This window comes from Mycobacterium celatum (genome assembly GCF_002101595.1).
Classification (GTDB): Bacteria; Actinomycetota; Actinomycetes; order Mycobacteriales; family Mycobacteriaceae; genus Mycobacterium; species Mycobacterium celatum.
On record NZ_LQOM01000037.1, the window covers coordinates 145,861 to 172,289 of the forward strand.

The window sequence follows — 26,429 nt, forward strand, 5'->3', positions numbered from 1 at the left end:
CTTAACCAGGTGCTAGATTGGTTCTGACACCGCAGTCCGGGAAATCACGCGGTCGGTCAAATCAGCAGACTCAACCCATCAGCGGGAGGCACACAATGCCATCGGATCGGCGCTGTGGTCGCTGAGGCCGCAAACCCGCCCCGCCGCAAGCGGGGCCGGCCGCCGATCGAGAATCTCGAGGAGCAACGCCGCGCGCAGATCATTGCCTCGGCGGTTGCGGTATTCGCCGAGCGCGGGTTCGAGGCGGCGACGATGTCCGACATCGCCCGCCATGCAGGTGTCGGGCAGGGCACTATCTACCGCTACGTCGCCAGCAAACGGGAACTGCTGGACCTGGTGTTCGACTACTCGGTGGAGGAAGTGGTCCGAGTGGTCCGGCCCATGCTGTTCGTCGACCAACCGCTGAACGGGCCAGCCGATGTGCTGGACCGGCTTGACGCCGCGCTGTCGGCCATTACGGAGACCTTCGACCGCCAGCCGGAGTTGCTGTCGTTGGTGGTTGTCGAGGTCGGTGCGATGGACGAGGAGCTCAAGCTGCGCATGCTCGGGGTGGAAGCCACCGTGGAGCGGATGGCGGCCAGTTTGTTCGAGGAGGCCCAGGATGCCGGGTTCATCCGACCCAGCCTGGACCCCGAGGTGCTGGGCCTGCTGGCCACCAAGCTGTTGCTGCCCGCCGGCCTGCGCGAGGTGATGGGTCAGCGAGACGCCGCCACTCGCGACCGCTACCGTTCGGCGCTAGCGGAATTCGCACGCCACGCCCTGTTCACCGAGGAGACCGATCGGTGACGACGAGCGCGCAACCAGACCGTCGGGTCCAGCTGACCCGCGCCGCATTCGAAGTCTTCACCGACCGCGGCTACCGCAACACCTCGGTCGCCGATATTGTCGCCGCGGCCGGGCTGGGACACGGCTCGTTCTACAACTACTTCGCCAATCGGCGTGAAATCCTCGATGCCGTCATCGATCTGGGGTTGGAAGAGCGAGCGCCGGAACTATCTCCGCCGGAGGAGCTCGCCGAAACCCTCGACGAGTTCCTGGACGCGGTGACCGCACCGTGGCGAGCGTTGCATTCGCTGTCGGATGCCGACAACAAGGTGGTCTCGCTGATCGTCTTTGACGCCGGCGCCATCGACGAGCAGCTCACCCAACGGGTCGTCGAAATCTTCCAGTCGTTCGCCCGCTCGGTGCAGCGGCAGATCGACCACGGCATCGCCAAGGGATTTCTACGTCGCGGGCTGGACAGCGAAGTACTGGGCGAAATGCTGGTCTGTATGAGCCTTGCCATGCTGCTACCCGCGCAAGGCGGAGCTCCCCTTCCGGGCGGCCTCGAGCATGTCATCGGCCAAGCCCGGGAACTGCTGCGAGCCGGCCTTGGCCAACCAACGAGTCCGTGACGAGCGGTTCCCTTAAATAAGGGGTGACAGAGGCCACACCGTGTGGTTAACTCACCCGAGTGACACATCAGTCTGGTAATTAGCCAGCTGGTAGAGCTCGGTTAGGGGTGCCATGTCACTAGTCGCCGGAACCGCTGTTGGCCACACCGGCCGAAACCGCCCCGAGTTGGTCCGCTTTCCTGGCCCGGGGCTGGTGTCGCGCGTCCTGGCCGCCCTGCTGGTGACGTTCGTCCGACCGGTGATCGCGCTCTTCGCGCGCTTCCCCGACGCTCGTTGGCCTTTCGCGCTGGTCGACGGGGCAGCCATCGTGTTGCCGCGCCCGCGCAAAGTACACCACCGCAAGGTTGCGCTGCCCAGCTGCCGTGCCGAGCTCATCACGCCCCGGTCGGTCGCCGACTCCAGCACCGCGATCCTCTATCTCCACGGCGGCGGCTTCATCACCTGCGGGCTGCACACTCACCGGCGGCTCGCGGCCGATGTTGCCCACGCCGCGGGCTGTCCGGCGCTTGCCGTCTGCTACCGGCAGCTGCCGCTGCACGGTCTCGGTGAAGCACTCGAGGACGCCGTCGACGGGTTCCGTGCGCTGATCGCGCTGGGTTATTCGGCGGAGAACATCAGCGTGGTCGGCGACTCGGCGGGCGGCTACCTTGCCGTCGCTACCGCGCTCGCCATTGTGCGGGCGGGATTGGGCCGAACCCGCGCCTTGGTGCTGATGTCTCCCATGACGTGGGTCGACCCTGACTTTCCCGTCGACGACGACGCCGACGACCCCCTGCTCACCGCGTCGACGATCCAGGCGATCAGCCGCAAGCTCTCCGCGGTGTCGGCGAGCCCTGCAGCCGAGTTGCCGCCCGTGCGGCTGGCATCGACGGACCTGACGCAACTGCCGCCGACATTGATTCAGGTCGGCACCCGCGAGGTGCTCTACGACGGCGCCGAAGAATTGGCCGACCGCATCGCGGCCGCAAGGGTGCCATGCCAATTGCAGGTCTGGGAAGGACAGTTCCACGTGTTCCAGGCCGCCGCGCTGCTGATGGCGCCCGCGCGGGCGGCGGTGTCGGAAATCGGCGCTTTCTTACGCACTGTCGAGGTGAACCGGGGAGTTTGCCGTTGACTCCAGCCACGCGCGCAGCGGCCGAGGCCCGACAAGAGGCCTCAGACGCTGCGCGCGGGACCACCGACAGTGCCGACGCCAACGCAACAGTTGACGCCAACGGCCAGAAGCCTGCTGTGCCGGAAGAGCCTGCGCCGCTGACGGATTCGTCGATCAGCGGCCAGGTGCTGGTGATGCTGACCCGGCCGCTGCGGTACGGCCTCAACCAGGCCGACTCGTCGCTGAAGACCCTGGGCCGCTTTCTGGAGTTGGCCGCCCAGTCGGCTGTCTACCTGGCGGCGGATCTGATTCGGTTGCGCCATCCGTGGCGAGACACCGTCAACCAGGCCTGGTTCATCGTCAGCGTCACTGCGATACCGGCGTTGCTGGTGTCCATCCCGTTCGGGGTCATCGTGGCCGTACAGGTGGGCAGCGTGATCCAGCAGGTCGGCGCGACGTCGATCTCGGGTGCGGCCGGTGGCCTGGGCGTGATCCGTCAGGGGGCGCCGATTGTGGCCGCGCTGTTGCTCGGCGGGGCGGCAGGCTCGGCCGTGACCACCGACCTCGGCGCGCGCACCATCCGCGAAGAGGTGGATGCGTTGCGCGTCATGGGCATTGACCCGGTGCAGCGGCTGGTCACACCCCGGCTGGCGGCGATTGTGTTCGTGGCACCGTTGTTGTGCGTCTTCATCATCTTCATGGGGTTGGGCGCGGGTTACCTGATCAATGTTGGCTTCCAGTCGGGCACCCCCGGTAGCTATATCGCGTCGTTCGCCTCGTTCGCGAGCGTTGCCGATGTCGTTGTCGCATTGGTCAAGACGTGGCTTTTCGGCGTGGTGGTGATCCTCATCGCCTGTCAGCGCGGCCTGGAGACCAAGGGAGGCGCCCGCGGTGTCGCCGACGCCGTCAACGCGGCGGTGGTCATCGGTGTGGTCGCGGTGTTCGTGCTCAATTTGGTGATCACCCAGTTGGTCACCATGTTCATGCCGACGAAGGTCGGCTGATGGCGACCCCTTCACGGCATCTCCCCCACGGCTTGGGTTGGGCAGCGCGTGGCCCGTGGTGGGTCGTCGGTACAGGTGCCGGAATAGCCGAAACCCTTGGCCACCAAGCCACTTTCCTGTTCCAGGTGCTTGGAGCGATTCCCCGGACGATTAGCCGGTACCGGCGGCAGACAGGCGCCTTGTTGGTCGACATGGTCTGGGGCAACGGGTCACTGATCGTCGGGGGCGGCACCATCGGGGTTCTGGTGTTTCTCGGCGCCGCGGTCGGCGGATCGGTGGGCGTGGAAGGGTATGCGGCCCTGGACATGGTCGGGATGGGCCCGCTGACCGGGTTCGTCTCGGCGTATGCGAACACTCGCGAGATGGCGCCGATGATCGCCGCGATCGGCTTCGCCGCCCAGGCAGGCACCCGGATGACCGCCGAAATCGGCGCAATGCGGATCTCCGAGGAAATCGACGCGCTGGAAGCTCAAGGCATCCAGTCGATCCCGTTCGTGGTGACCACCCGCGTCATCGCCGGGATGATGACGATTGTTCCGCTGTACGTGCTGACACTGGTGCTGAGCTACGTGTCCTGCGCGGTGGTGGTCAACGTGATCCACGGCCAGTCGTCGGGCACCTACCACCACTACTTCGACTCGTTCATCCAACCGTCCGACGTGGCGTTCTCACTGATCAAGGCGGTCATCTTCGTCACCGTGATCATCGCCATCCACGGCTATCAGGGCTACTACGCCGGCGGCGGCCCCGAGGGTGTCGGACGGGCCTCCGGACGGGCGATCCGCGCCAGCATCATCACCGTGGTGGTCGCCGACATGGTGCTGACATTGCTGTTCTGGGGCAACAACTCTGGCGTGCGGATATCGGGGTAGGGCATGCCGAGGTATTCAGACCAGGCGGGGCGCGGCCCCAGTTCCTTGAAGTTGCGCATCCGCGGCGTACTCGTCGCCGCGGTGCTGGGCGTCCTCGCTCTGGTCCTGCAGCAACTGGCCACCGGCAAGTACGACGACACATTTCCGCTGACGGTGGTGGCCGACACCATTGGCGAGGGCCTGGCGCCCGGCGCCGAGGTGAAGTTCCACGGCCTGGCCATTGGATCGGTGAAGGCACTGCAGTCCGTCGGATACAACAAACAGAAGATGACGGTGCTGCTGGACCCGCGCCAAGCCAAAGCCCTGACCGCCGACACCAAAGCTAAGTTCTCGTCGTCGAACGTCTTCGGCAGCGCCGTGGTCGAACTCGTCAGCGACGGCAAAGGCGGCCCGCTGCGCGCGAACCAGACGCTGGTGATGCCCGCCGGCACTGAGGCTGTCTCCATCACCGGGATGCTGCGCCAGACCCAGAAGCTCAGCGAGATCCTGGACGCTCCCCAGTTCAGTCACATTGTCAAAGTTCTGGGTCAACGCGCCGACCTGGTCGAGCCGGTGGTCAGGTCCGCGTTCGACCTCGCGAAGATCCTGGCCGACGCCCAGAGGGTGCCGTTCTCGCAGTCGCTGTCGATGGTGGCTTCGGTTGCCAACGGCGCCAACGACTTCATCCCGCTTTTCGGGCTGATGAACAACCTGCTCGACGGGTTGGCGTTTTTGGCCGAGCCCGCCGGAGTCGACCGCACGAATCGGGTCTTGACCGAGACCGGTGGGCTGATCATCGATGCCGGCCAGCTGATCGTGGACAACAACTACTGGCTCATCCCAGCGGTGGCCGCGACGCTGAACTTGGCAATCCCACTGACGTTTTTCGTCGGCAGCTGGTTTCCGGCGTATGACCGGCTCCCGGGTTTGTTCGACCGGATCAGCACCGCGTTTCCGGTGATCGACGGTCAGGTTCAGATGCGAACCGAGGTCATCATGAACACGATGCCGGGATTGGCCGCTGCGCTGCCCTCCGAGCCGGCCTCGCTGCCCCCGGGGGGTGGCCAGTGAGGGGGGTCTCCAAAGCGGTGCTGTGGCTGACCGTCTTTACGGTGATCGCCGCGGTGTGCGCGACGATCGTGGTGACCGCGTTGCGCAGCCCTGTGCGCGGGATGGTGTCGCGCTACACAGCGGCCTTTTCCGACGTGTCAGGGTTGTTCACCGGCGACGACGTTCGCATCTCCGGTGTGCAAGTCGGCAAGGTCGAGGCGGTCCGGCTCGATGGGCGCATCGCCAAGGTCGACTTCACCGCGCTCGACGATCACCCGGTGTATCAGAACACCGTCGCCGCGGTGCGTTATCAGAACCTGCTGGGCCAGCGCTATGTGGAACTCGTTCAACCGGCCCGGCCTGGCGCGCGGTTGGCCGCGGGTGCGACGATCCCGCTCGAGCAGACCATCCCGTCGTTCGATGTGGCCAAGCTGTTCAACGGGTTTCGGCCGGTCTTTCAGACACTGGATCCCGCCCAGTTCAACCAGTTCGGGGAAAACCTGCTGCGGGTGATTCAGGGCGACGAAACCGGGATCGGGGCGGTTCTGCATGACCTCGACACCATCTCCGGGGTCGCGGTGAACCGCCAGGCGGCCGTGACCCTGTTGATCCGCAATCTGTCCGAGATTTCCCGCGACCTGGGCGGAAAGTCGGCGCAGCTGTTCCACTTCATCGACACGCTCAACGGCGTGCTGGGCAAGTTCAACTCGCGCGCCGAGGCCTTTCGGGCTTCGATCGACGTGGAGCTGCCGGCTTTTCGAAGCCTCGTGCACATCCTGCAATATGCCGAACGCATCTTCGACGGAACGACGACTCCGTTCTACGACTTTGCGACGCGGACCTCGCCGCAGCTCGCGTGGGCCATCGCGGGGCTGTCCGTGGTGCCGGCTCTGCTCCAAGGGCTGCGAGACTCGCTTGTCGAAGAGGATCCCGCGACCGGCCAACCGTATTTGCCGCACACTCCCGATCATGCGGCGATCCAAGACCGCTACCCGGCAAGGGATTTGACCTGCTCTCACGGCGAAGTCGAGTTGCCGGGCGTCGGGCAGGTGTCGTTCGAGAATCAGAATCTGGTGGTGTGCAAATAATGGAGTTTCGCAAGCGGCGGCGCGGTGTGCTCGACGAGCGCACCGCGGCAGCCCGCAGTCGCCGGCGCGGCATCGTCGGCGTCGTCGTCATCGTCAGCGCACTGGCAGCCAGCGCCTTCGCCTACCTGAACCCGACCGGGCAGACCAGTTACAGCGCACATCTCGCCACTGCGGCCGGGGTCCGCGCAGGCGACGAAGTGCGGATCGCCGGTGTCAAGGTCGGCAAAGTCACCAGTGTCCGGCTGGACGGGACTGTCGTCGAAATGAAATTCGACGTCAAGCGATCAGTGGCCGTCGGTTCCGAATCCACACTGGAGGTCAAGCTCCTGACTCCGCTGGGCGGGCACTACATGGCCCTCGATCCTAAGGGCGCTTTGCCGTTGGGCCGCAAGGTGATTCCTCCGGAGCGCACCACAACGCCGTATGAGATCAACGACATACTGCAGGCGGCGACCCCGCTCGTCGAGCAGGTCAACGGCCAGGTCATCCACGACACCTTCACCGAGGTCGCCAACGCCGCCAACAAGTACCCCGACGCGCTGCGCGACGTCATCGAATCCGCCCATGTGCTGACCCGATCGCTCAGCCAGGTCACCGCCGACTTCTATCGCGGCCTGGATTTCACCAACAACTCTATGCGGGCGCTGATCACCAGACGCAAAGAGTTCCTGTCGGTGGTCGAACAACTCGCGCATCTCGGGCAGCTGTATACCTCGAAGGCCGTCGACATCGTCGAGTACTTCACCGTGCTCGACGAACTGGCCCGCATCGTCGACCGCGCGATCACGTTCTACGGCCGCGAGATTGCGCCGTGGGTCAACGCGATCGACGACATCTTGGATACCTTGTTCGCCGACCCCGCCCCCGAGCGCCTGGCCAAGGCGGCCGCGGGCTACGACCAGCTGATGCATGTCCTGGTGCCGATGCTGAGCGGCAACGGCGTCGCTATCGACCAGCAGGACCGGCTCATGCCGGGACAGGACCTGTGTCTGCCCAGCATCATGAGGCACTGCTGATATGACCGGAATCTCCGCGATCCGCCGCCGGCTGAGCTCCCGGGTAGCGATGGTCTTGGCCCTGGCCGTGGTGGCCGCGATCGCAGCGGCCGCTGTCGTCGGCGCAAAAATCGTGGTGCCCAAACTTGCCAAAACCAGGGCGATGTGCGCCGAATTCACCGATGCGGTCGGGCTTTATCCGGGCAACAAGGTGGCGCTGCTGGGCATCGAGATCGGCAAGGTGACCGCGGTGACCAACATGGCCGATCACGTCCGGGTTGACTTCAGCGTGCCCACCGATCTCGACCTGCCAGCCGATGTCGGGGCCGTCACCTACTCGCAGTCGATCGTGACCGACCGCAACATCGAACTCACCAAACCCTATGCGGGCGGGCCGAAGTTCACCGGCCCCCAGTGCATCAACCTGCGATCGACCAAAACCCCTATCGGTGTCGGCGAAACCTTCTCTGCGCTCGGCAAACTCGCCGATGCGATCTTGGGACCCGGACAAGGCCAGGACCCGTCTGCGGCGCCGGGTGTGCAAGCCCTTAACGACAGCCTCAAGGCGGCCAGCCGCTCGCTGGCCGGCACCGGTCCCGAACTGAACCAGACGCTACGGGATTTGGCCGCCATGGTGGGCGACCCCGCCAAGTCCGACACCGCGTTCCGCCAGCTGTTCGCCAACAGCGAGGCCCTCACGTCGCTCTTTTTGGAGCAGAAGAATTGGGACAGCTTCGCCACCCTGATCCAGACCTTGCCCGACACCGCGAAACTGATCGAGGGGCTGTCGGACAACTTCGCCTCGGCTCTGGAACATGTCGTGCACCTCCTGCCGATCTTGGTGGACGCGCTGAATCGCTTCGCGCCGCGCGTCTATCTCAACCTCACCGACAAGATCATCCCCTGGGTGGGAGCGAACTTGGGCGCCTACTCGCAAAACATCGCGGGCGTCATCAACGGCGTGCAGCCCTACACCGATTGGCTGGGAAGCGTCTACCATCCGGCCTGGGCCAACCAGAATGTAACGTACACCCCTGGGCAGGTGGATGTTTCACCGCAGCAGGCCAACGACATCTGCGCGGTGCTGCGACAGCGAAACACCCCGGGTAGCGCGGCCGCCTGCGCACCCGGGACCGCCTCCAACCCGGCCAGCCTCGGTTTGGCCGACCTCATCCTGGGCGCCGGGCTGCCATGAGCAGGCGATGGCTACGCACCCTCGCCGCGCTGCTCGGCGCTCTTACCATCAGCATGGCCACGGCATGTTCGCTCGACCCCACCCGGCTGCCGGTGCCCGGATCCTATGTGCCAGGCCACAAGTACACGATCAAGATCGAATTCTCGAGCGTGTTGAATGTGCCCGCCAGAACCAAAGTCGACTCCGGCGGAGTCCAGGTCGGCGTCCTTGACCGGGTGCAGCTCGCCGGCAACACGGCGGTGGCCTACGTCGACATCTCCGGTGATGTGCAGCTGCCGCAGAACACCCGCGCCGAGCTCCGCCAAGCTACCGTACTCGGCGACATCTACATCGCGCTGCTGCCGCCGGAGCGTCCGGCGCCGGCGTGGCTGCGCGACGGCGACACGATTCCGCTGCGCAACACCGTCCCGGTTTCCAATGTCGAAGATGTCTTGCGGTCCGTGTCGAACCTGTTGGGCGGCGGCACGATCAGCACGCTGCAACAGGCCGTGATCCACTTCAACAATGCGTTCCCCAAAGACCCCACCGAGGTGAACAAGATCAAGGACAAGCTGGGCGGCGTGCTCAACGACCTGGCAGCCAACCAGGCCATCCTCGACCAACTCGTCACCGACGCAGAGAACGTCAGCAACAGCTTGGCGGCCAATACAGGCACCTTCGACCGGCTGGTCAACGAGGGACCGCCCAAGCTCGCCGGGCTGGAAAGCGTGACCCTGAACATTCTCGCGCTGATCGACGACGCCCAGGACCTCGGCCGCTCTGCGGATCGGTTGGTCACCCCCTACACGCCCGACATCATCGAGCTGCTCTCCTACCTCACCCCAATGACCGAGTCGTTCTTCAACATGGACATGACCGGGCCGGTGATGGGCGACAAGCTGGTCAGGCTGATCCGCGACAAGCTCAACCCGTACTTCGACAAGTTCAACCCGTGGACCCCGCACGCACCCGGGGAGGAGCCGAAATACATTGTCTCCGAAGTACATCCACCCACAGCCAACACGGGCATGCCGGTGCCCGAAACCGGTTCGGGGGTCGGGGCCTTCCAAGCAATCGACGTACTGCGGTCGATGGGACTGTTGCCATGATCAAGGCCAACGCGCCCCTCACCATCGCCATCCTGGCGATCATGACGGTGCTCGGCGCCGGCTATATGTCGTTCGGCGTGCTTCATGCCGGGCCGACCAAACACTTCACCCACGTCACGCTCATGCTGCACGACTCGGGCGGGCTGCTGCCGACATCGCAGGTGACGATGCGCGGGATCAGAGTAGGCCGGGTGACCGGTATTCAAGCCACCCCCACCGGGCTGGCCGCTTCCCTAGACCTCGACGGCGCCTATCCAGTCCCCGCCGACGCCACGATCAGCGTGGAACCCCTCTCGGTCGCCGGCGAGCAGTACGTCGACTTCAAGCCGAAAGTCATTGCGCCGCCCTACCTCACCGACGGCTCGGTGATTCCCGCCGACCGGGTCGCCCCGACGGTCACAGTCAGTGAATTGCTCGCCCGGTTCAACGCGCTGCTCTCGGTCGTGAACCCGGCCGACGTGCACACCATCGTCACCAACGTCGCCCAGGCGTTGACCGGCGACGACGCCGCCCTAGATGTGCTGAGCACCACCGCCAGTTCGATCGCCAAATATGTGAGTGAAAACAAGCAATTGCTGGCAGCGCTCGTCGGCAACATCTCAAGGCTGACGTCCGGGTGGAGTGAAATAGGGCTCGGCGAGGCGTTGAGTTCAACCGGCAAGGTGCTGCCCGACGCCGTGCCGGCATTCACCCGGCTGATCCAATCGTTCGACCACTTCTCGCATGTCGGTGAAAACGTCTTCGGCCCCGGTGATACAGCGAATGTGCTCGTCGCGAAGCTCGCTCAATATTTCGACATGCTCGCCCCTTCCTTCAGTGTGATCTTCGAGTCACTGCAACGAGTTTCGGAACCTGTGCACGACTACAAATTCCACGCCGGGTACTGGGTAGACCTTTGGGAGTCGACCTTCAACGACACCGGCAGTGTGCGCGTCCAAGTAAACGTGCCAGAACAGCAGCAGCGCAATGATGGAGGATGAGCATGACCGAAGACACGATCAATACGGTGACCGACATGGTCACGGACGGCGAGGCTTCGGACGAGGCCCCCGCTAAGCCGGCGGCGAATGGCGACGACACCGACAAGTCCGCCGACGACACTGCACGGACCGAAAAGCGATCGCGCGCTCTGTCCAAAGTGCGCTGGCGGCGGCCACGCACCCCGTGGCTCTGGGTGTCGGCCGTGTTGGCGGCGGCGATGATCGGCGGCGGGGTGTTCGGGTTCTTCAAGTACCAAGGCGTCGCCGACGATCTCGCCGCGATGCGTCGGGCCGAAGCCGACCGCAACGCCGCGGCACAGGTCGCGAAGGACTACGCGAAGAAGTCTCTCACGTACACCTTCGACGACCCCGACGCCTTTTTCCGATCGGTGCAGGGCGGCGTATCCCAGCCGCTGAAGGACAAGTACACCAACGCCGCGGACCTGCTCAAGGGCGTCATGCTGCAGGCGCAGGTCACGTCGAGCGGTGAGGTGCTGGCTGCCGAATCCGTTGCCCAGCCCGGCGGCATGTACCAGGTGGTCGTGACGGCTGCGCAGACCACCCGCAACCTGCAGCACCCGGAGCCTAAGGTGTCGCTCATCGCACTGCAGATCACCGTCAACAAGGTCGGCGACACCTGGCAGGTCTCCGACATCGGCCCCAAGACCGGCAGCCACCCACCGAACACGGATCAGATTCCTCAGCCAGCGCCCGCGCCTGCGCCCGGCCAGCCCTCGCCGCCGGGGAGGTAATGTGCGCCGCGCGATAGCCGTCGCCAGCATGGCTGTGATCATCGCCGCAGCGGTGCTGTGTCCGCCCGCCGCCGCGGACAAAGCCTTGCCCGCGTGCTCGCAGACTGCCACCGTGATCAATCCCAAAACCCAGTTGGCCCACCAGGATTGCCGCCTGCACTCTGGCGATCGCAAAAGCTTGGACTTCGACGTCCGGTACTTCAACCTGCCCGAGGCGCCCGGGCCTTTGGCAGTGAAGGTCATCGCGACCACCCCGTCGGGCGAGGTCGTCCAAACCATCAACGAGCTGATAGAACCGTCGAGTCCGAGCCCCGTCGGCTTGCAGGACCTCGACTGGGACGGCCTTGACGAACTGATCATCCCGATGGCCCAACATCCCTACAACGGCAGCCCGAATACCCGATTCTCGGTGTGGCGAGCAGATGGCGAGCGCCTGCATTTCGAACGCACCCAAATGGAGGGACAGGCGGTCTATCCCAGCGGTGACGGCTACCTCGTGGTGAACGGTGGTGCACTCATCAGCCGCGATCTCTGGTTCTACCTGCCAACCGCCGCCGGCTACTCGCTGGTGACCGTCGTGACCATCGAAGCCGAGCAGCTAGAGCCCGGCACGAACCGGGTGTTGACAGCGAGTTGCCGAATGCACAAGGAGCAGGGGCTTGGGATGGTCGACATGCTCGCCGGCCCCAACTACCCAGGGTCCGGTCAGCTGCCGGTCCCCGAGGCCGAGACCACCTTCTGTAATTCTCCGGCCGCGAAGGCGATCTGGCCCCACGCCGAGCGCGTCGCGATCTGTTCGCCCCCCGAAGGCGGCAACCCTCCCATTTGCAGTCCGGGCCGCGTGCAGTAACCGCTCTACAGGTCAAAGGTAACGCCGGTCATTTTTTCGGACTCTTCCCACAACCGGCGCCACAGCGTTTGATCCCGCGACAGCCTGCTCGACGGCGACGGCCGCACCGGGCCCCTTGTCTGCATCAGTCGTGTTGGACCCCAGTAGATCTGCGGATCCGCGTCCGGTGTCGTCGCCGCGAACAGTGTCGAATGCGCGGCCTGCGCGGGGGGATGACCCACCAGCCGTGCTCCCTGCTTGGCGACCAGGTCCAGCACCGTCTCGGTCTTGGTGAACAAGTCGGTGCCTGACACTCCGGGATGCACTGCGAAGGACCCCTTGGGCGATCCAGCCTCGGTCAGCCGGCGCTGGAGCTCACGGGCAAACATCAGATTCGCCAGCTTCGATTGCGCGTAAGCCAAATTGCGCTGATAGCGCCGCCGTTGGTAGTTGAGGTCGTCGATCCACAACTTGGGCGTCTGTCGGTGGGCGATGCTGGAAAGCGTCACCACCCGGTCCCCGATTTTGTCGAGGAGCAAACCGGTTAGCGCGAAATGACCCAGATGGTTGACTCCGAACTGCGTTTCGAAGCCGTCCTTTGTCCGGGTGAACGGTATGTTCATCAGCCCCGCGTTGTTGATCAGGACATCGAATGGTCCTTGCAGCGACGCAAATTCGTGTATCGAGTCAAGGTCGGCCAAGTCCAATTCGACGACGCGCACGTTCCCGTCGATCGCCTCGGCGACGGCCTTTGCTTTCTCGGTGTTGCGGCAGGCCATCACCACGGCTGCACCGTTGCCGGCGAGCACGCGTGTAGTGATTTCGCCCAAGCCGCCGTTCGCGCCGGTCACGACAAAGGTTCGTCCGGATTGATCAGGGATCTGACTTGGTTGCCACGCCATCGGAATCAGCACATCCCCTTAGTTGCGACAATGGTCTGCGAAAGACCGGCGATGTGCTGTTCAATGCCGGTGAATCCACTATCACCGAGAAATCCGGTGACCTCCTCGCGGCCGAACCAGCGGACACCGCTGACGGCATTCAGTACGGCGCCACCAACTGCGTTTCGGCGTCGACCAGGCAAGAGGCTGGTCAGAATCACCACGCGCCCACCGGGTTTGAGTACGCGGGCAAGTTCGCGGATCGCCTGGAACGGGTCGTTGATCAGGTACAGTGCGGCAAGGCAGCTCGCCGCATCGGCCACGCCGTCAGCGAATGGCAAGTGCTCGGCATCACCGCGTACGTACGCGACGCACGGACCGGAGTTATCGACGACGGCACGTCGCAGCATCGCGTGCGATGCGTCCAGTCCGACGGCGAGGCCCGCCGGGACTACTTGGTCGCCGAACCACCCGGTGAAGTTGCCAGGACCGCAACCGATGTCGAGAACGACCGAGCCTGACTTGAGTCCGAGCCAGCTTGACATTCGCCGTCGATCTTCCTCACGCCCGGGTGCCTTAGGGCCGCCCGCCAACTTGAGACCGATCGGCCGGCCGATCTGGTAACCGGCGGAATATATCCTCGTGCGCATGAGGCGCTGAGGGATGCTGCGTACCTGCGGTCCCGTGTCACCGAGTAGGTCGTAATAGCCGTTGCGCGCGCCGCGGATCCGCGCCAGCTGCTGCGGTTCCAACAGCTCCAGCGTGCGTGCTGTGGCCCCCTGTTGTGCGGTGAACGTCATCGCTTCTTGGCTTTCTGCGCGACGGCCACGATGTAATCCGACTGCAGTGTCGTTAGCCGAAACCCCAGCGGCGTAAAAGAATATCGGATAACCGGATTCACATGCCGCATGTCGGGATCGCTGAGGCGGTTGCGCAGGAATTTCGCTAGCGGTAGGTAGACGTCGTCGGTGATCGACCGCGTTACCGCCTCGGCAAATCCGACGTCGAGCAGCAAGTCTCGGTATCCGGCGAGATCTACCGCGCCCCGCACAGCGCGTCGCGACGCCTTTCGCCAGCCGCGCCGCGCGACCTCGCTGCGTGCCCATGCATTGAGAACGGTACGTTTGGGGACAATGTCGGCGGTGACCAATCGACCGCCGGGTTTGAGCACCCGCAGCGCTTCGGTGAAGAAATCGACGCGCGACGGGAAGTGAAAGGCGGATTCGAGCGCCACCACCTTCGTGCACGATCTGTCGTCCAGCGGCAGATCGGTGGCTGACGCGTTGACGTAGTCGATCCTGTGGGACAACCCGGCTTCGGCCACCCGACGGGTGGCGATGCTGATCTGTTCGGTCGCCAGGTTTACCCCGGTGATGTGTTTGGGCCCAAACTCGTTGATCCACAAGATGTCTTGGTCGCCATAGCCTGGGCCACAGTCGACAATGACGTCCGACGACTTGAACTCGGCGCTCTGCGCGACGAGTCGCGCGAGGTCTCGGCTTGCCTCGTCCAGCGTTGTGGGCTTGTTTCGCCAGTACCCGAAGTTGATGAACAGCGATTCCTCACCGAACAGATTCTGGGTACCGACGATGTCGTAGATCTGGCCGGTCTTGGGACCCTCCGAGCGCGCCAGCGCCACGCCCGCCATCTGCCGCCACTCGTCGGCCCAGCGACGTAGCCGGTCACCGGCCGATTCGTCCTGGATGTGACGCGGAACTGTAACCACGGCTCTCCTATCCCTGGCTTTTCCGGTCATCGGGCGAGCGCAACCGATTTGGCGCTCAGGCGCCCGACCGCCGGGGCCAGCCTGTTGACGTAGTAGGCGATACGCGCCTCCGGTGTCACCGGGACCACCTGCTTGCTCGTCTTGACGGCCTTGACGATCCGTTTGGCGACTTTGTCGGCGCTGTAATGGCGCAACCGGTAGGCGCGGTCGACCATCGCGACCTTTCTTGCGGCCTGCTCGTCGGACAGTCCGGACACGACCGTGTTGCGAACGATGTTGGTGTGCACCACACCCGGGCAGATGGTGCTGACACCGATACCCGCCGAGGCGAGCTCGGCGCGCAGGCAGTCGGAGAACATGAACACCCCAGACTTGCTTGTCGCATAGGCGCTTAGGCCTTGTTGCGGCGAGTACGCAGCCATGCTCGACACGTTGACGATGTGTCCACCCAGGCCGCGGCGTGCCATGCTCGGCCCGAACGCGCGACATCCGTTGACCACTCCATACAGATTGACCTCAAGCACCCGGCGAAAATCCGCAGAGGGGGTGGCCAAAAACCGGCCGGCCTGACCGACGCCGGCGTTGTTGACCAGTACATCCGGCACACCGTGCGCGGAAAGGACCTCGTCGGCATGTGCCGTGACGGTGTCCTCGTCGGAGACATCGAGACGATAGGCGTGCGCGGTGCCGCCCTTCTCGGCGATCAGTGCGGCTGTCTCTTTCGCCGACGACAGATTGATATCGGAGAGCACGATCTCGGCACCTTCCCGCGCAAACGCCAGCGCGGTCGCTTGGCCGATCCCGCTGCCCGCACCGGTGATCACCACAAGCTGATCCTCGAATGGCAGCCGCTGCCTTCCCATCTCGGCGCGACGCAAACCCCTTGCCGGAGGCAGGCCCGAGGTCGCATCGATCAGTTCGACAGTGGCGGTGGCGAGCAACTCCGGATGGGAGAACGCCAGCCAGTGCCCACCCGTGACCACGCGCTGCCACACCGTCGGCGCCCAATTCGGTTCGTCGGCAAAGCTTCCCCGGCGAACCGCCGGATCGCGCGTTCCAACGATCACTTGAACCGGGACCTGGGTGAAGCGTTCCCGAAGCTTCCACTGGGAGAACAAATTGGCGCGATAGATCCGGAGCCCGTTGCCGATGTCCTTGTCGAATGTCGGCCCAAGGTGAATCTGGTCCGTACTGGCGCCCTCGGCTCGATGCAGCCAGGCGCGCCACCGATCCCGCTTCGCCACCAGGCGGAGCGTGACCTTGGGAAGCCACGGCAGCATGAGGAAGAGCATGTAGCTGAGCGACCCCGCCTGTGCCAGCACCAATCCCAAATTCTTCGGCGTCGGCCGCTTCAACCGGTTGCGCGCCCACATCAACAGATGCGCCACGTTCGGACCTGCCACCGAGGTGAAGGAGGCGATCCGGTGTTGCGCGGAACTGTCGCATACCAATTCCCACATCGCGACGCTGCCCCAGTCGTGGGCGAGCACATGGACGGGTTTGTCGGGACTGACGGCGTCGATCACCGCGAGGTAGTCACTGGCCAGGGCATCCAACGTGAATTCTCGGTAGCTCCTCGGATTGGTCGAGTTGCCGTGACCGCGGTTGTCGACGGTCACCACGTGAAATCGCTCGGTCAACAGCGGCGTCACGCCGTCCCACATGTGGTGCGAGTCTGGCCAGCCGTGCAGCAGCAACAACGTCTCACCCGCGCGATTGCCCTGCTCATAGATGGCGATCTCAACGGCACCGTTACGGACCATGCGCGGGCTCGGGGCTTCAGGTGTCGCCTCGGCCGGCCGCCCGACCGTCGTCAATGCTGAGTCCATCCCGATGCTCCGTCCCGGCAGTGCTGACAATTACCTGTGTGACACGTCAGTCTGCATTACTGTCGGTATCGTGTACCGGCTGTAATAGGAATGTCAAGGTGTCCCGGCGGCGAACACCGTCGTCGCTTATGCGTCCGACAGATTTGTCAGTTCGGCGCGATTACCGATGTCGGCGCCGTGTCGCCGACCACACTCGACGCCGCGCTCACCAACGCCGCGGTCCGGCCGATCAACGACTCGCGATCGAGATGCGGCGGCCGTCCGATCGCAATCCGCAGCGCGGTGTGTAGCACGATTCCCATTCCGAGATAAAGTATTTCGTCGGTATCGCGTGCCGACAGCTGCGGATAGCGCTGCAACAAGGCGAGCCGAGCGATGTGGTACAGCTGCTGCTCGATCGTCGGCAGAACGTTGCTTTGGATGCCCATCGGCAGGTCGTTGACAATCGCGGTGATCACGCCGCGATGGCGTTCGAGCGCCTCGACGAGCGTGGTCACCACGTGTCGCCCCGCGGCCGCAGCCTCCATTGCCGATGCCGCGGCGAGCCCGTCGATGAGTCGGTGCATGATGTCGCCTTCTGCCCGCGCCCGCAGTGCCGAGATGATGTCACTCTTGTCGTTGAAGTAGCGGTAGACCGTTCCGATGCTCACATGGGCCTGCTCGGCGATCTGGTTGGTCGACAACTGGTGATAACCGATTCCGTCAAGAAGCTGAGCCGTGGCGTCAAGGAGCCGCACAATCGTTTCCTGGGCCCGCTTCTGTATCGGATCTTTCCTCTTTGACGTCGTCATATGGTCCTCCAGGCTGGAGCCGCGAGCCCTGACAAAACTGAATTGTAAGTGAGTTCTGCTCAGCTTTATCGTGGATTTGTGACGCGGGTCACCAATGCCCGGAAGGACTTCGCGATGACCAAGGCAGCGACCCCAGCCACGACTGTGGCGCCCGGGCGACACCGCTACGACTACTACTACCAACCGGGGATACCGTTGCGGCCGGCGCCCCCGCGGTTACAACCCGACCCGGCGTGGAGTGCCTTGCCGGTATTCGACGCGTTCAAACCGACGTCGCTATCGGAGCGCCAGTCCCGGCTGCTGGCGTTGTTCATCGACCATTACTGGCAAGGCGACCGCCTGATGGACGCGGTGGCCATGAAGTTTCGCGAGATCGGCGCGAAACATGGACGCCGACTGCTCGACCAAGCGCTTGAACACGGTATCGATGCACTGGATGATCCACCGCAAGAGTTGGTGGATCTCTTTGCCAGCCTGGACAATCCACCGGCGTGGCACGATCCGCGAGTATGGGAACGAGGCCGGCGGCTATGGATCGACTGTTCCCTGGCCGGCAAGGTCGGCATGGTGATCCAGGACGCGATCGGCACCTTCGTCGGCGCTGAGGTGTCTTCGGCGGTCGGGGCAACCGGCCGGTTCGTCAATCGATTCACGGTGCGCAATGTCGAAACGGTGCAATGGTTTTTCGACGCAACCAAACCGGGCTTTCTGGATCGTTTCGGCGACGAATTCAAGAACACCGTGCGGGTGCGGCTGATGCACTCTCAAGTACGGATCGGACTCCGGAGTTCCTGGGGCGATGAGCATTTCGACGTTCACGGCAACCCGATCTCGACCAGTCTGACGATGGGTGCGGCCGTCACGTTCGCGTTATTGCCGATGCTCACCGATCACAATCACGGCCGGACGAAGTCGCGCGCGGACATGGACGCGGCGATGCTGTATTGGTCCTACATCGCCTACGTGTTCGGCGTTGCGCCGGAGATTATCCCGACCAACGCCGAAGACGGAATCATGCTGGCCCAGTATGCGACTTCCACTGCCGGCGGCCCGACCGATTGGACCGCCCAGATGGCGGGCGCCGCTTCCGACAACCTCGCTCGGGTTCCCGGAATAGCCGGAATGCTTGCGCGGTCAGCTGTTTCGCCAGCAATCGGCGCCGTCGCGTATTACAGCGGCGATGCGCTGGCCCGGGCATTGGTAGCCGCCACGCCATACCGCGATGTGCCGTTGCAGCCGTGGAAAATGTTGACCGGGCTGGCAGTTCATGCGGCGGTCAAGTCCCGGATGGTGACGGACCGGATCCCCGGTCGGCGGATCAGGATGGCTACTCGCTCGGCATTTGGCGATCCCTGGGAGCTTGCCGGCGTGCAGTTGACCAAGATTGTCGCCAAGCGCGCGGGAGTCAACGGCTCGCCGTTCAAGCATCACGACCAAACACCGAACACGCCCGCGGGCTGCCCAATCCGTTAAGGCGATATCTAGAACCGCCTCGGTAGTTTTCCTGTTTCGCGCAGCCAACCCTTGCGAGCGGTGTAATGCCACTTCAGCGATGCCGGAACATACGGCCACGCCGCGCGGATCGACGCACGCACCGCGGTGTAGGCGCGTTGATCGTAGGTCGTCCAAGAGATTTGGAATCGCTCCCGCACGCTGGCCGGCAGTCCGCCGAAGATCACCAGCCGCATCGGCGGCGCCAGCAGCGCACGCACCGGCCAAGCGGGAAGCAGTCTGTTGGCGATGGGCTTGAGCGCGGGCGGCGCGGGGAAAAACGGCGACGAGCTCATGTCCGGGATCGCGGTGCGGTTGATGAACTCGATCAGGTAATCAGAGGCGGGGTTGGGCTCCAGGACCTCGTCGCAGTAGTGGACCCATTGGGTGTCGAACTCGGCGCGGTCGCGCGGGAGCACGGATTCGGTCATCCCGTACTGGCGATACCACTCGCACCCTTCCCGGCAAAGCTGATCGCGCTCAGTCTCGGTGAGGCGGTGGGTATCCCAGTACTCGGCGACACGCTCCACCATCCGCTGGAAAGTGGCATGCGCCCACCAGTAGGTCTCGGGATTGAGCGCGTGGTAGCGCGTCCCGTCCGGCTGGATGCCCTTGATGTCGCGGTGGTAGTCGCGGACTTGTCGGCCGGTGGTTTCCGCCTGTGGGCCGTTGTAGACGGTGCCGAGAATTCCTGGCAGAGAACGGAATACCCGATCGACGGGATCGTCGAAGAAGTTGGAGTGCTCGATCAGTGCGTACCCGATCGCCGGGTGCATGGTTTGCAACAGGCCCGCGGTGCCGCCTTCGAACGCGATCCGCATGTCTCCGGCCCACCGCCAGATCAGCGAGTCGGGCCCCAGCTGCAAGCGCCCTTCGAGGCGGGAATCCCCTTGGCCGTCCATGATTTACCCACACCCGAAGCTACTGTTGACAACAGTCGATGTCAACGAGACGCGGCTATCGACCTTTATACACAACATGATCCGTTGCCGACGTGGCCGTCAGGGTCGATGTTTCTGCGGCGGTGTGATCCTGACGAGACCGGAGGCCAATCGGGTGAGGGCGACCAGCGCGTCACCTTTGGCTAATTCGCGGTCGGGCGCATCGGCGATGAGCAGGGCGGCCTCGCACAGGCAACTGATCAACATGCTGGCGGTCATTGCAAGCGGCACATCGTGCAACTCCCCGCGATCGCGCAACGCCGAAAGTAGGCGCTGTAGCGGCGGGATGAGCAGTTCCTCGTCGATGCGCCGATAGAGCCGGCTCGTCAGCACCGCGGGCGCTTGTTTGAGCAGTTCCCGATAGGCGCGATCGTCGACGATGGTGGTCAGGTAGTTCTCCATGAGCCGTTGACTGACCGCCCAACCGGGCGCGGCGCCGGTGGTGATTTGCTCAGCCGACTCCTCGATGACCGCTGCCAGCCGCGTGATGCGCGCCCGAAACAAGCGTTCGAATACCGAACGCTTGTCGGGAAAGTGGTGGTAGAAGGCGCCCTTGGTAACCGATGCGCGGGCGGCGATGTCATCGACACTGGCGCCGTCGAAACCGTGACTGACGAACAGCTCATCAGCGGCGGTGAGCAGCATCTCGCGCGTCTGGGCGGTGTAGGCAGCACGCCGGCTCTGGACAACCATGGAAACCAACAGTACCGTACTCTGAGTACGTTACCTACTCAGAGTATGTGGAGTCGCCGTGGCATCGTCGGTGAGGGGTACGGACGCGATGATCGTCCGGCTTTTCGGCAAGAGAGGACGGCGCGCAGTCGAGATAGCCGAAGCCCCGCGACTCGACGATGGCTACTTCGGACCCGGCTCAATCAGTTGGGAGGTGTGGGCCAATCCGGCGATCTTGGCCATGGCCGGCATTCTGGGGTCCATCGTGGCGGTGCTCGACCCTGTCGGCGCCGCGGGCGTGAGTCAGCACAGCAGCTACCCTTCCGATCCACTGGGCCGGGTCCAGCGAAGCAACGCCTACTTCGTAGGCGCCGTGTTCGGTGACTCCGCGACCGCCGACAAAGTCGGACGGGATCTGTTCCGTCGGCACTCGCACGTCAACGGCGTCGAACCCACCACGGGCAAGGCCTACCGCGCCAATGAGCTCGAGTACCTGATCTACACCTACGTCACCGGCTGGCCGTGCCTGTGGGACATCTACAAGGCGTTCAGCGGCAAGAAGTTGACCGAGGATGACGAGCGTGCCTTCTACGCCGAGAACAACATCGTCGGCGAGTTGCTCGGCATCCCATCTGGGATGCTGCCACGCACGCCGGAAGAGGTGGAAGCCTATGTCCGCGACGCCGAGAACAACAAGATGGCGCTCACGCCGGCAGCGCAGGAGTTGATCGACTTTTTCTTGCACCCACCGTTTACCCCGGCATGGCCAATGGCGATCGCCAGCCCGTTCTTGAGGGTGGTCACCTGGGCGGCGCTATCCCAAATGCGTCCCGGCGCACGCGAAGTCACCGGCATTCCTGCTATGCCGATCCGGACAGCGTTCGCCAAGGCGGCCCTGCGGATCGCGGTGCAGGCAGTCAAACTGCCGATCATCGACCGCGTTATCGCCCTCGGAGGGTTCGAGGCATGGGGCTACCGGCACAACGCGTTCCGCCATACTCCCGGCACGGGGCGAGTGCCGTTCACCCACAATCCGGGATTGCGGTTGCAACAAGGCAAAGGCGGCACTTTGCCGGCCCGGACGTAGTGTTCGCGCTACTTACTAGCCCTCGAGTTTGTAGCCCAGGCCGCGCACCGTGACCAGGTGCACGGGGTTGGCCGGGTCGGCCTCGATCTTGGAGCGCAGCCGCTTGACGTGCACGTCGAGCGTCTTGGTGTCGCCGACGTAGTCGGCGCCCCACACCCGATCGATCAGCTGCCCGCGGGTCAGCACCCGGCCGCTGTTACGCATCAGGTACTCGAGCAGGTCGAATTCCTTGAGCGGCAACGTGATCTGCTCACCGTTCACCGACACCACGTGGCGTTCGACGTCCATGCGCACCGGTCCGGATTCCAGCACTCCGTCGGCGACCTCGGAGTCGTCGTCGCCACCGCGGCGCAGTACTGCCCGAATCCGAGCGATCAACTCCCGCGCGGAATACGGCTTGGTCACGTAGTCGTCGGCGCCCAACTCCAGGCCGACTACCTTGTCGATTTCGCTGTCGCGGGCGGTCACCATGATCACCGGGACGCTCGAGCGCGCGCGCAACTGCTTGCACACGTCGGTGCCGGACATGCCCGGCAGCATCAGGTCCAGCAGCACGATATCCGCACCGGCACGGTCGAATTCGGCCAGCGCCGACGGTCCGTCGGTCACCACGGTGGCCTCGAAGCCTTCCTTGCGTAACAGAAACGCCAGCGGATCGGCCAGCGACTCCTCGTCTTCCACGATCAGCACACTGGTCATCGACGTAGTTCTTCCTCTCTTACGTGTGCAAGTGCTTTCTTGGGCCGGATTTGGGGCTCCGGCGGTTTGTCCGGTTGCTCACCAGTGTCCTGATAGGCCGGGATGGACAGCGTGAACGTCGACCCGGTACCCGGCTGGCTCCACAATCCGATGCTGCCGTTGTGGTTTGCCGCGACGTGCTTGACAATCGCCAGTCCCAGCCCGGTGCCGCCGGTGGCCCGCGAGCGTGCCTTGTCGCCGCGGTAGAACCGCTCGAAGACGCGCTCCTGGTCCTTGCGCGGAATACCGATACCCCGGTCGGTGACGGCGATCTCGACGTTGTTGCCGCGACGGCGGCGGCTGATCGACACCAGCGATCCGCGCGGCGAGTAGGCGATCGCGTTCGACACCAGGTTGGCCAGCGCGGTGATCAGCAGGGCCTGGTCCCCGAGGACCCGCAGGCCGCTCGGTTCGTCGGTGCGGACCCCGATGTCGGCGTTGTCCGCGGCCACTTTGTGACGCGAAATCGCTTCGGACACAACGGTATCCACGTCCACAGCACCCAGATCGGGCAACCGCTCGGCGCCCTGCAGCCGGGACAGCTCTATCAGCTCGCCGATCATGTCGCCGAGCCGGTTGGCCTCGACGAGCACCTTCTCGCCGAAACGGCGGACCGTCTCGGGGTCGTCTGCGCAGGACAGCAGCGCCTCGGCCAGCACAGCCATCGCACCGACCGGCGTCTTGAGTTCGTGGCTGACATTGGCGACGAAGTCGCGCCGCGTCGCCTCCATGCGGGCGTACTCGGATTGGTCGTAGACGAACACCACCGCAAAGCGGCGGTCCTCCTCGCTGAGCAGCCGCGCCTGCCCGTGCACCGACAAGTCGGACCGGTCCGGCGCGGTGCGCTTACCCGGCAGCAGGTCGAACTCGACGTCCTCACCGCTGGCCAGCGTCCGCCGCGCCGCATCCCAGGCCTCGTCGTCGAGCAGGCGATCCCGCACCAGGCCCAGTTCCCTGGCGCGGTCGTTGAGATAGACCACGTCGCGGTGGGTGTCCACGACGGCGGTGCCCAGCGGGGTCAGCGCGACGATGCGCTGCAGCATCTGCGCGACGGTGATACCGGCCCATTCGGCCGCCACCCGCTGCCGTCGTTCGACGACGCGCGGCGCCAGTCGGGTGCCGATCGCAATCCCGGTGGCCAACGCCAACAGAATCGAAACCCCGGCCAGCGACAGCGCCGAGAACACAGTCACATAAAAATCCTACAAATCCACATGAACTTCGCCCCAGCAGCGAGAGGCCAAAATCGGACATGTCACACGCTGCGGCGCAGGTATTCGACCGTTGTTCATGTGCTGTTTGCCAAACCGGGCCCCTATGCGCGCGTCTGGTGGCCAATTGTTGCACGCTTTTCGCACCATCGCGTGTCACAACTGGCCACTCGACGGGGCTACTTGGCGCCCTGGCTTGCCACCGCGGCCGCTCCGGCGGCGGCGGCTTCCGGATCCAGGTAGGTGCCGCCGATGACGGTGGGCCGCAGGTCGTCGTCCAGGTCGTAGCGAAGCGGGATCCCGGTCGGGATGTTGAGCCCGACGACCTCCTCGTCGGACATGCCGTCGAGGTATTTGACCAGCGCACGCAGCGAGTTGCCGTGCGCCGCGATCAGCACGGTCTTGCCACTGCGCAGGTCCGGCACGATGACGTCGGTGAAATAGGGCAGGAACCGGACCACCACGTCGGCCAGGCATTCGGTCAGCGGACCGCCGCCGATGTTGGCGTAGCGCGGGTCGGTGTCCTGGCTGAACTGGCTGCCCTTCTCGATCGGTGGCGGCGGCGTGTCGTAGCTGCGCCGCCACGCCATGAACTGCTCGTCGCCGTAGCGGGCCTTGGTCTCGGCCTTGTCCAGGCCCTGCAGCGCACCGTAGTGGCGCTCGTTGAGCCGCCAGCTGCGCCGCACCGGGATCCAGTGCCGGTCTGCGACGTCCAGCGCCAGATTGGCGGTGGTGATCGCCCGGCGCAGCAACGAGGTGTACACCACGTCGGGCAGGAGGTCGTGTCCGACCATCAGCTCGCCGCTGCGGACCGCCTCGGCACGGCCCTTGTCGGTCAGGTCGACGTCGACCCAACCGGTGAACAGGTTGAGGGCGTTCCATTCGCTCTCGCCGTGGCGGAGCAGAACCAGCCTGGAAGTCTCTGCCATGCCGGAAAGTTTCTCACGACTCTTCATCGTCGATCAGGTGGGCGAAGGCTTCCAGGTTCTTCAGCGACTCCCCGCGCGAGACCCGCCATTCCCATTCCTTTTGGATCGACGAGCGAAAACCCAACTCCAGCAACGTATTAAAGTCCGAATCCACCGTCTCGAGCACTTGCCCGAGCACCCGGTCGACCTCGGCGGCGCTCACCGACGCCAGCGACATCCGGCCCACCAGATAAATGTCGCCGACATTGTCGAGCGTGTACGCGACACCGTAGAGGCGGCGGTTGCGCCTGAGCAGAAACCGGTAGACGCCCTCGTGGTTTTCGTCGGGCTTGCGGCACACGAACGCCTCGACGCGCACCGAGTGCTCGCCGATGCTCAGGATGGTGTTGGTCTTGAGTTTGCGTTCGCCGGGCAGCTCCACAACCACCCCGGGCGAGCCGCCGTGCGCACCCTCGTGCCGCGAGTAGGTCAGCTTGCTGGCCTCGAGAGCGTCCTCGATCACCTTCTGCACGTCAGTCATGCGCGCATCAACTCGCGGACCGGACCACGGGAAGCGAACTCGCCGATCGCGCGGCGGTAGCTGGCCAGCAGCGCGTCGACGGTGTTGTCCCACGAGAACGTCGCGGCATGCTCGACCGCGGAGCGGCTCATGGCACCGTCGAGCCGCAGCACCTTGTCGATGGCGTCGGCCCACCTGTCCACGTCGTGCCCGGACACCAGGGTGCCGCTGACCCCGTCGCGCACCGCCACCGGCAGCCCGCCGACAGCGGCCGCCACCACCGGCGTCCCGCAGGCTTGCGCCTCCACCGCGACCAAACCGAACGACTCCGAATAGCTGGGCACCCCGACCAGATCGGCCGCCTGGAACAGCCTGGCCAGGTCCTCGCGGGACTGCGGCGGCAGGAACGTCACCCGGTCGCTGATACCCAATTCGTCGGCCAGGCGAACCAACCCGTCCGGGGCGGCAAGACCGCTGCCCGACGGCCCGCCGGCCACCACGATGTGTACCCGCGGCAGTTTCGCGGCGGCGCGCAGCAGAATGTCGGGCGCCTTGAGCGGCTGGATCCGGCCGACGAAGGCCACCACATGCTGGTCGAGCGGCAACCCCAGCGCGGCGCGGGCAGCGCGGCGGTCCCCGGGCCGGAACACGTCCAAGTCCACGCCGGGATGCGCGACGTCGATCCGCGCGGGATCGGCATTGTGCAGCGAAACCAGTTGTGCCGCTTCCTCTTCGGTGTTGACGATCAGCCGGTCCGCCTCGTCGACAACCTGCTGTTCGCCGACCGTGCGCAGCGGCGGCTCGGGAGCGTCCCCGTCGGCCAGCGCCGCATTCTTCACCGCGGCCAGGGTGTGCGCGGTGTGCACCAGCGGCACCGCCCAGCGGTCCCGGGCCAGCCAGCCGACCTGCCCGGACAGCCAGTAGTGCGAATGCACGATGTCGTAGTAGCCGGGCTCGTGGGCGGCCTCGGCGCGCAGCACCCCGGCGGCGAACGCGCACAGCTGGGTGGGCAGGTCGTATTTGTCCAGGCCCTCGAACGGCCCGGCCACCACGTTGCGCACCAGCACACCGGGCGCCACCGGCACGACGGGCGGATCGGTGGACGCGGTGGCCCGGGTGAAGATCTCGACCTGAATGCCGCGGCGCGCCAGATGCAGTGCGCTTTGCAGCACGTAGACGTTCATTCCGCCGGCGTCCCCGGTGCCCGGCTGGGCCAGCGGCGAGGTGTGCACCGATAGCACCGCCACCCGGAGCTCGGAGACGTCCAGCCGGGGCAGCGCGTTATGTGGCACACCGCCATCTTTGCAGCACCGCC

At 64.8% G+C, this 26,429-nt stretch carries 27 protein-coding genes; 15 read left to right on the top strand and 12 right to left on the bottom strand.

Annotated elements, in window-relative coordinates; translation table 11 throughout:
- Nucleotides 1-114 precede the first annotated feature (114 nt).
- The 13 genes from AWB95_RS16950 to AWB95_RS17010 all read left to right on the top strand — a co-directional run bounded on the left by AWB95_RS16950 (nt 115) and on the right by AWB95_RS17010 (nt 12,340).
- Nucleotides 115-786, top strand: coding sequence for a TetR/AcrR family transcriptional regulator (locus AWB95_RS16950; RefSeq protein ID WP_062538455.1), 672 nt, complete (start codon nt 115-117; stop codon nt 784-786).
- On the top strand, nt 783-1,394 hold the full coding sequence (locus AWB95_RS16955) for a TetR/AcrR family transcriptional regulator (protein WP_062538454.1): 612 nt from the start codon (nt 783-785) through the stop codon (nt 1,392-1,394). Before AWB95_RS16950 ends, AWB95_RS16955 begins: the two co-directional genes overlap by 4 nt.
- 112 nt (nt 1,395-1,506) lie before the next feature.
- Nucleotides 1,507-2,508 (top strand): alpha/beta hydrolase, encoded by a 1,002-nt coding sequence (locus AWB95_RS16960; RefSeq protein WP_062538453.1) that lies wholly within the window; start codon nt 1,507-1,509, stop codon nt 2,506-2,508.
- Nucleotides 2,509-2,681: 173 nt separating this feature from the next.
- Nucleotides 2,682-3,491, top strand: coding sequence for an MlaE family ABC transporter permease (locus tag AWB95_RS16965; RefSeq protein WP_062538471.1), 810 nt, complete (start codon nt 2,682-2,684; stop codon nt 3,489-3,491).
- Nucleotides 3,491-4,363: an MlaE family ABC transporter permease gene (locus AWB95_RS16970; protein WP_085168428.1), complete on the top strand. Its 873-nt coding sequence runs from the start codon at nt 3,491-3,493 to the stop codon at nt 4,361-4,363. The genes AWB95_RS16965 and AWB95_RS16970 overlap by 1 nt, the downstream gene beginning before the upstream one ends.
- A gap of 3 nt (nt 4,364-4,366) precedes the next feature.
- A complete protein-coding gene (locus tag AWB95_RS16975) occupies nt 4,367-5,413 on the top strand; it encodes an MlaD family protein (RefSeq protein WP_062538452.1) in 1,047 nt (348 codons plus the stop codon).
- Entirely contained in the window at nt 5,410-6,480 is a 1,071-nt protein-coding gene (locus AWB95_RS16980) for an MlaD family protein (RefSeq protein WP_062538451.1), read from the top strand. The genes AWB95_RS16975 and AWB95_RS16980 overlap by 4 nt, the downstream gene beginning before the upstream one ends.
- A complete protein-coding gene (locus AWB95_RS16985; protein ID WP_062538450.1) occupies nt 6,480-7,496 on the top strand; it encodes an MlaD family protein in 1,017 nt (338 codons plus the stop codon). The genes AWB95_RS16980 and AWB95_RS16985 overlap by 1 nt, the downstream gene beginning before the upstream one ends.
- A 1-nt stretch (nt 7,497) precedes the next feature.
- Nucleotides 7,498-8,670 (top strand): MlaD family protein, encoded by a 1,173-nt coding sequence (locus AWB95_RS16990; protein WP_062538449.1) that lies wholly within the window; start codon nt 7,498-7,500, stop codon nt 8,668-8,670.
- Nucleotides 8,667-9,758, top strand: a complete 1,092-nt coding sequence (locus AWB95_RS16995) for an MlaD family protein (RefSeq protein ID WP_062538448.1) — start codon at nt 8,667-8,669, stop codon at nt 9,756-9,758. Before AWB95_RS16990 ends, AWB95_RS16995 begins: the two co-directional genes overlap by 4 nt.
- The gene (locus AWB95_RS17000) at nt 9,755-10,738 is read left to right on the top strand and encodes an MlaD family protein (RefSeq protein WP_232315468.1); all 984 of its coding nucleotides are present in this window, start codon (nt 9,755-9,757) and stop codon (nt 10,736-10,738) included. The genes AWB95_RS16995 and AWB95_RS17000 overlap by 4 nt, the downstream gene beginning before the upstream one ends.
- A 2-nt stretch (nt 10,739-10,740) precedes the next feature.
- Nucleotides 10,741-11,490, top strand: coding sequence for a hypothetical protein (locus AWB95_RS17005; protein WP_062538447.1), 750 nt, complete (start codon nt 10,741-10,743; stop codon nt 11,488-11,490).
- Nucleotides 11,491-11,518: 28 nt separating this feature from the next.
- Nucleotides 11,519-12,340, top strand: a complete 822-nt coding sequence (locus AWB95_RS17010) for a hypothetical protein (protein WP_084706908.1) — start codon at nt 11,519-11,521, stop codon at nt 12,338-12,340.
- Nucleotides 12,341-12,345: 5 nt separating this feature from the next.
- On the opposite strand, the gene AWB95_RS17015 is transcribed toward AWB95_RS17010, so the two are convergent.
- The 5 genes from AWB95_RS17015 to AWB95_RS17035 form a co-directional block, all read right to left on the bottom strand.
- The gene (locus tag AWB95_RS17015; protein ID WP_062538469.1) at nt 12,346-13,221 is read right to left on the bottom strand and encodes an oxidoreductase; all 876 of its coding nucleotides are present in this window, start codon (nt 13,219-13,221) and stop codon (nt 12,346-12,348) included.
- A 5-nt stretch (nt 13,222-13,226) separates the two neighbouring features.
- Nucleotides 13,227-14,000, bottom strand: coding sequence for a class I SAM-dependent methyltransferase (locus tag AWB95_RS17020; protein WP_062538445.1), 774 nt, complete (start codon nt 13,998-14,000; stop codon nt 13,227-13,229).
- Nucleotides 13,997-14,926 carry an SAM-dependent methyltransferase gene (locus AWB95_RS17025; protein WP_232315467.1) on the bottom strand — a complete coding sequence of 310 codons (930 nt, stop codon included), beginning with the start codon at nt 14,924-14,926 and terminating at the stop codon, nt 13,997-13,999. Before AWB95_RS17025 ends, AWB95_RS17020 begins: the two co-directional genes overlap by 4 nt.
- Nucleotides 14,927-14,952: 26 nt before the next feature.
- Complete coding sequence (locus tag AWB95_RS17030) at nt 14,953-16,689, bottom strand: SDR family oxidoreductase (RefSeq protein WP_062538443.1); 1,737 nt, start codon at nt 16,687-16,689, stop codon at nt 14,953-14,955.
- Between the two features lie 212 nt (nt 16,690-16,901).
- Nucleotides 16,902-17,492: a TetR/AcrR family transcriptional regulator gene (locus tag AWB95_RS17035; protein ID WP_169714696.1), complete on the bottom strand. Its 591-nt coding sequence runs from the start codon at nt 17,490-17,492 to the stop codon at nt 16,902-16,904.
- A 168-nt stretch (nt 17,493-17,660) separates the two neighbouring features.
- On the opposite strand from AWB95_RS17035, the gene AWB95_RS17040 reads away from it, so the two are divergent.
- On the top strand, nt 17,661-19,019 hold the full coding sequence (locus tag AWB95_RS17040; protein ID WP_062538468.1) for an oxygenase MpaB family protein: 1,359 nt from the start codon (nt 17,661-17,663) through the stop codon (nt 19,017-19,019).
- An 8-nt stretch (nt 19,020-19,027) separates the two neighbouring features.
- On the opposite strand, the gene AWB95_RS17045 is transcribed toward AWB95_RS17040, so the two are convergent.
- Nucleotides 19,028-19,939, bottom strand: coding sequence for an oxygenase MpaB family protein (locus tag AWB95_RS17045; protein ID WP_062538441.1), 912 nt, complete (start codon nt 19,937-19,939; stop codon nt 19,028-19,030).
- 99 nt (nt 19,940-20,038) lie between these two features.
- On the bottom strand, nt 20,039-20,671 hold the full coding sequence (locus AWB95_RS17050; RefSeq protein WP_062538440.1) for a TetR/AcrR family transcriptional regulator: 633 nt from the start codon (nt 20,669-20,671) through the stop codon (nt 20,039-20,041).
- Between the two features lie 70 nt (nt 20,672-20,741).
- Between AWB95_RS17050 and AWB95_RS17055 the strand changes: the two genes are divergently transcribed.
- Nucleotides 20,742-21,737: an oxygenase MpaB family protein gene (locus tag AWB95_RS17055; RefSeq protein WP_139818510.1), complete on the top strand. Its 996-nt coding sequence runs from the start codon at nt 20,742-20,744 to the stop codon at nt 21,735-21,737.
- Between the two features lie 15 nt (nt 21,738-21,752).
- Here the strand turns inward: AWB95_RS17055 and regX are convergent, their stop codons facing one another.
- The 5 genes from regX to mshA all read right to left on the bottom strand — a co-directional run bounded on the left by regX (nt 21,753) and on the right by mshA (nt 26,406).
- Nucleotides 21,753-22,436 (bottom strand): two-component sensory transduction protein RegX, encoded by a 684-nt coding sequence (gene regX / locus AWB95_RS17060; RefSeq protein ID WP_045385245.1) that lies wholly within the window; start codon nt 22,434-22,436, stop codon nt 21,753-21,755.
- Nucleotides 22,433-23,668 (bottom strand): sensor histidine kinase, encoded by a 1,236-nt coding sequence (locus AWB95_RS17065; protein ID WP_099539577.1) that lies wholly within the window; start codon nt 23,666-23,668, stop codon nt 22,433-22,435. The genes regX and AWB95_RS17065 overlap by 4 nt, the downstream gene beginning before the upstream one ends.
- Before the next feature lie 197 nt (nt 23,669-23,865).
- A complete protein-coding gene (locus AWB95_RS17070; RefSeq protein ID WP_062538437.1) occupies nt 23,866-24,615 on the bottom strand; it encodes a phosphoglyceromutase in 750 nt (249 codons plus the stop codon).
- Nucleotides 24,616-24,628: 13 nt separating this feature from the next.
- The gene (locus AWB95_RS17075) at nt 24,629-25,135 is read right to left on the bottom strand and encodes a type III secretion system chaperone family protein (protein WP_062538436.1); all 507 of its coding nucleotides are present in this window, start codon (nt 25,133-25,135) and stop codon (nt 24,629-24,631) included.
- Nucleotides 25,132-26,406: a D-inositol-3-phosphate glycosyltransferase gene (gene mshA / locus AWB95_RS17080; protein ID WP_062538435.1), complete on the bottom strand. Its 1,275-nt coding sequence runs from the start codon at nt 26,404-26,406 to the stop codon at nt 25,132-25,134. The genes AWB95_RS17075 and mshA overlap by 4 nt, the downstream gene beginning before the upstream one ends.
- Nucleotides 26,407-26,429 lie beyond the last annotated feature (23 nt).

Excerpts from the sequence above, each read along its gene's own strand:
- AWB95_RS16965 (WP_062538471.1), top strand. The coding sequence starts at position 2,682 with ATGCTGACCCGGCCGCTGCGGTACGGCCTCAACCAGGCCGACTCGTCG.
- AWB95_RS16990 (WP_062538449.1), top strand. The coding sequence starts at position 7,498 with ATGACCGGAATCTCCGCGATCCGCCGCCGGCTGAGCTCCCGGGTAGCG.
- AWB95_RS17010 (WP_084706908.1), top strand. The coding sequence starts at position 11,519 with ATGGCTGTGATCATCGCCGCAGCGGTGCTGTGTCCGCCCGCCGCCGCG.
- AWB95_RS17030 (WP_062538443.1), bottom strand. The coding sequence starts at position 16,689 with ATGGTCCGTAACGGTGCCGTTGAGATCGCCATCTATGAGCAGGGCAAT.
- AWB95_RS16985 (WP_062538450.1), top strand. The coding sequence starts at position 6,480 with ATGGAGTTTCGCAAGCGGCGGCGCGGTGTGCTCGACGAGCGCACCGCG.
- AWB95_RS17070 (WP_062538437.1), bottom strand. The coding sequence starts at position 24,615 with ATGGCAGAGACTTCCAGGCTGGTTCTGCTCCGCCACGGCGAGAGCGAA.
- AWB95_RS16995 (WP_062538448.1), top strand. The coding sequence starts at position 8,667 with ATGAGCAGGCGATGGCTACGCACCCTCGCCGCGCTGCTCGGCGCTCTT.
- AWB95_RS16960 (WP_062538453.1), top strand. The coding sequence starts at position 1,507 with ATGTCACTAGTCGCCGGAACCGCTGTTGGCCACACCGGCCGAAACCGC.
- AWB95_RS17075 (WP_062538436.1), bottom strand. The coding sequence starts at position 25,135 with ATGACTGACGTGCAGAAGGTGATCGAGGACGCTCTCGAGGCCAGCAAG.
- AWB95_RS17020 (WP_062538445.1), bottom strand. The coding sequence starts at position 14,000 with ATGACGTTCACCGCACAACAGGGGGCCACAGCACGCACGCTGGAGCTG.
- AWB95_RS17050 (WP_062538440.1), bottom strand. The coding sequence starts at position 20,671 with ATGGTTGTCCAGAGCCGGCGTGCTGCCTACACCGCCCAGACGCGCGAG.
- AWB95_RS17000 (WP_232315468.1), top strand. The coding sequence starts at position 9,755 with ATGATCAAGGCCAACGCGCCCCTCACCATCGCCATCCTGGCGATCATG.
- AWB95_RS17040 (WP_062538468.1), top strand. The coding sequence starts at position 17,661 with ATGACCAAGGCAGCGACCCCAGCCACGACTGTGGCGCCCGGGCGACAC.
- AWB95_RS16975 (WP_062538452.1), top strand. The coding sequence starts at position 4,367 with ATGCCGAGGTATTCAGACCAGGCGGGGCGCGGCCCCAGTTCCTTGAAG.
- AWB95_RS16970 (WP_085168428.1), top strand. The coding sequence starts at position 3,491 with ATGGCGACCCCTTCACGGCATCTCCCCCACGGCTTGGGTTGGGCAGCG.
- AWB95_RS17015 (WP_062538469.1), bottom strand. The coding sequence starts at position 13,221 with ATGGCGTGGCAACCAAGTCAGATCCCTGATCAATCCGGACGAACCTTT.
- AWB95_RS17005 (WP_062538447.1), top strand. The coding sequence starts at position 10,741 with ATGACCGAAGACACGATCAATACGGTGACCGACATGGTCACGGACGGC.
- regX (WP_045385245.1), bottom strand. The coding sequence starts at position 22,436 with ATGACCAGTGTGCTGATCGTGGAAGACGAGGAGTCGCTGGCCGATCCG.
- AWB95_RS17045 (WP_062538441.1), bottom strand. The coding sequence starts at position 19,939 with ATGGACGGCCAAGGGGATTCCCGCCTCGAAGGGCGCTTGCAGCTGGGG.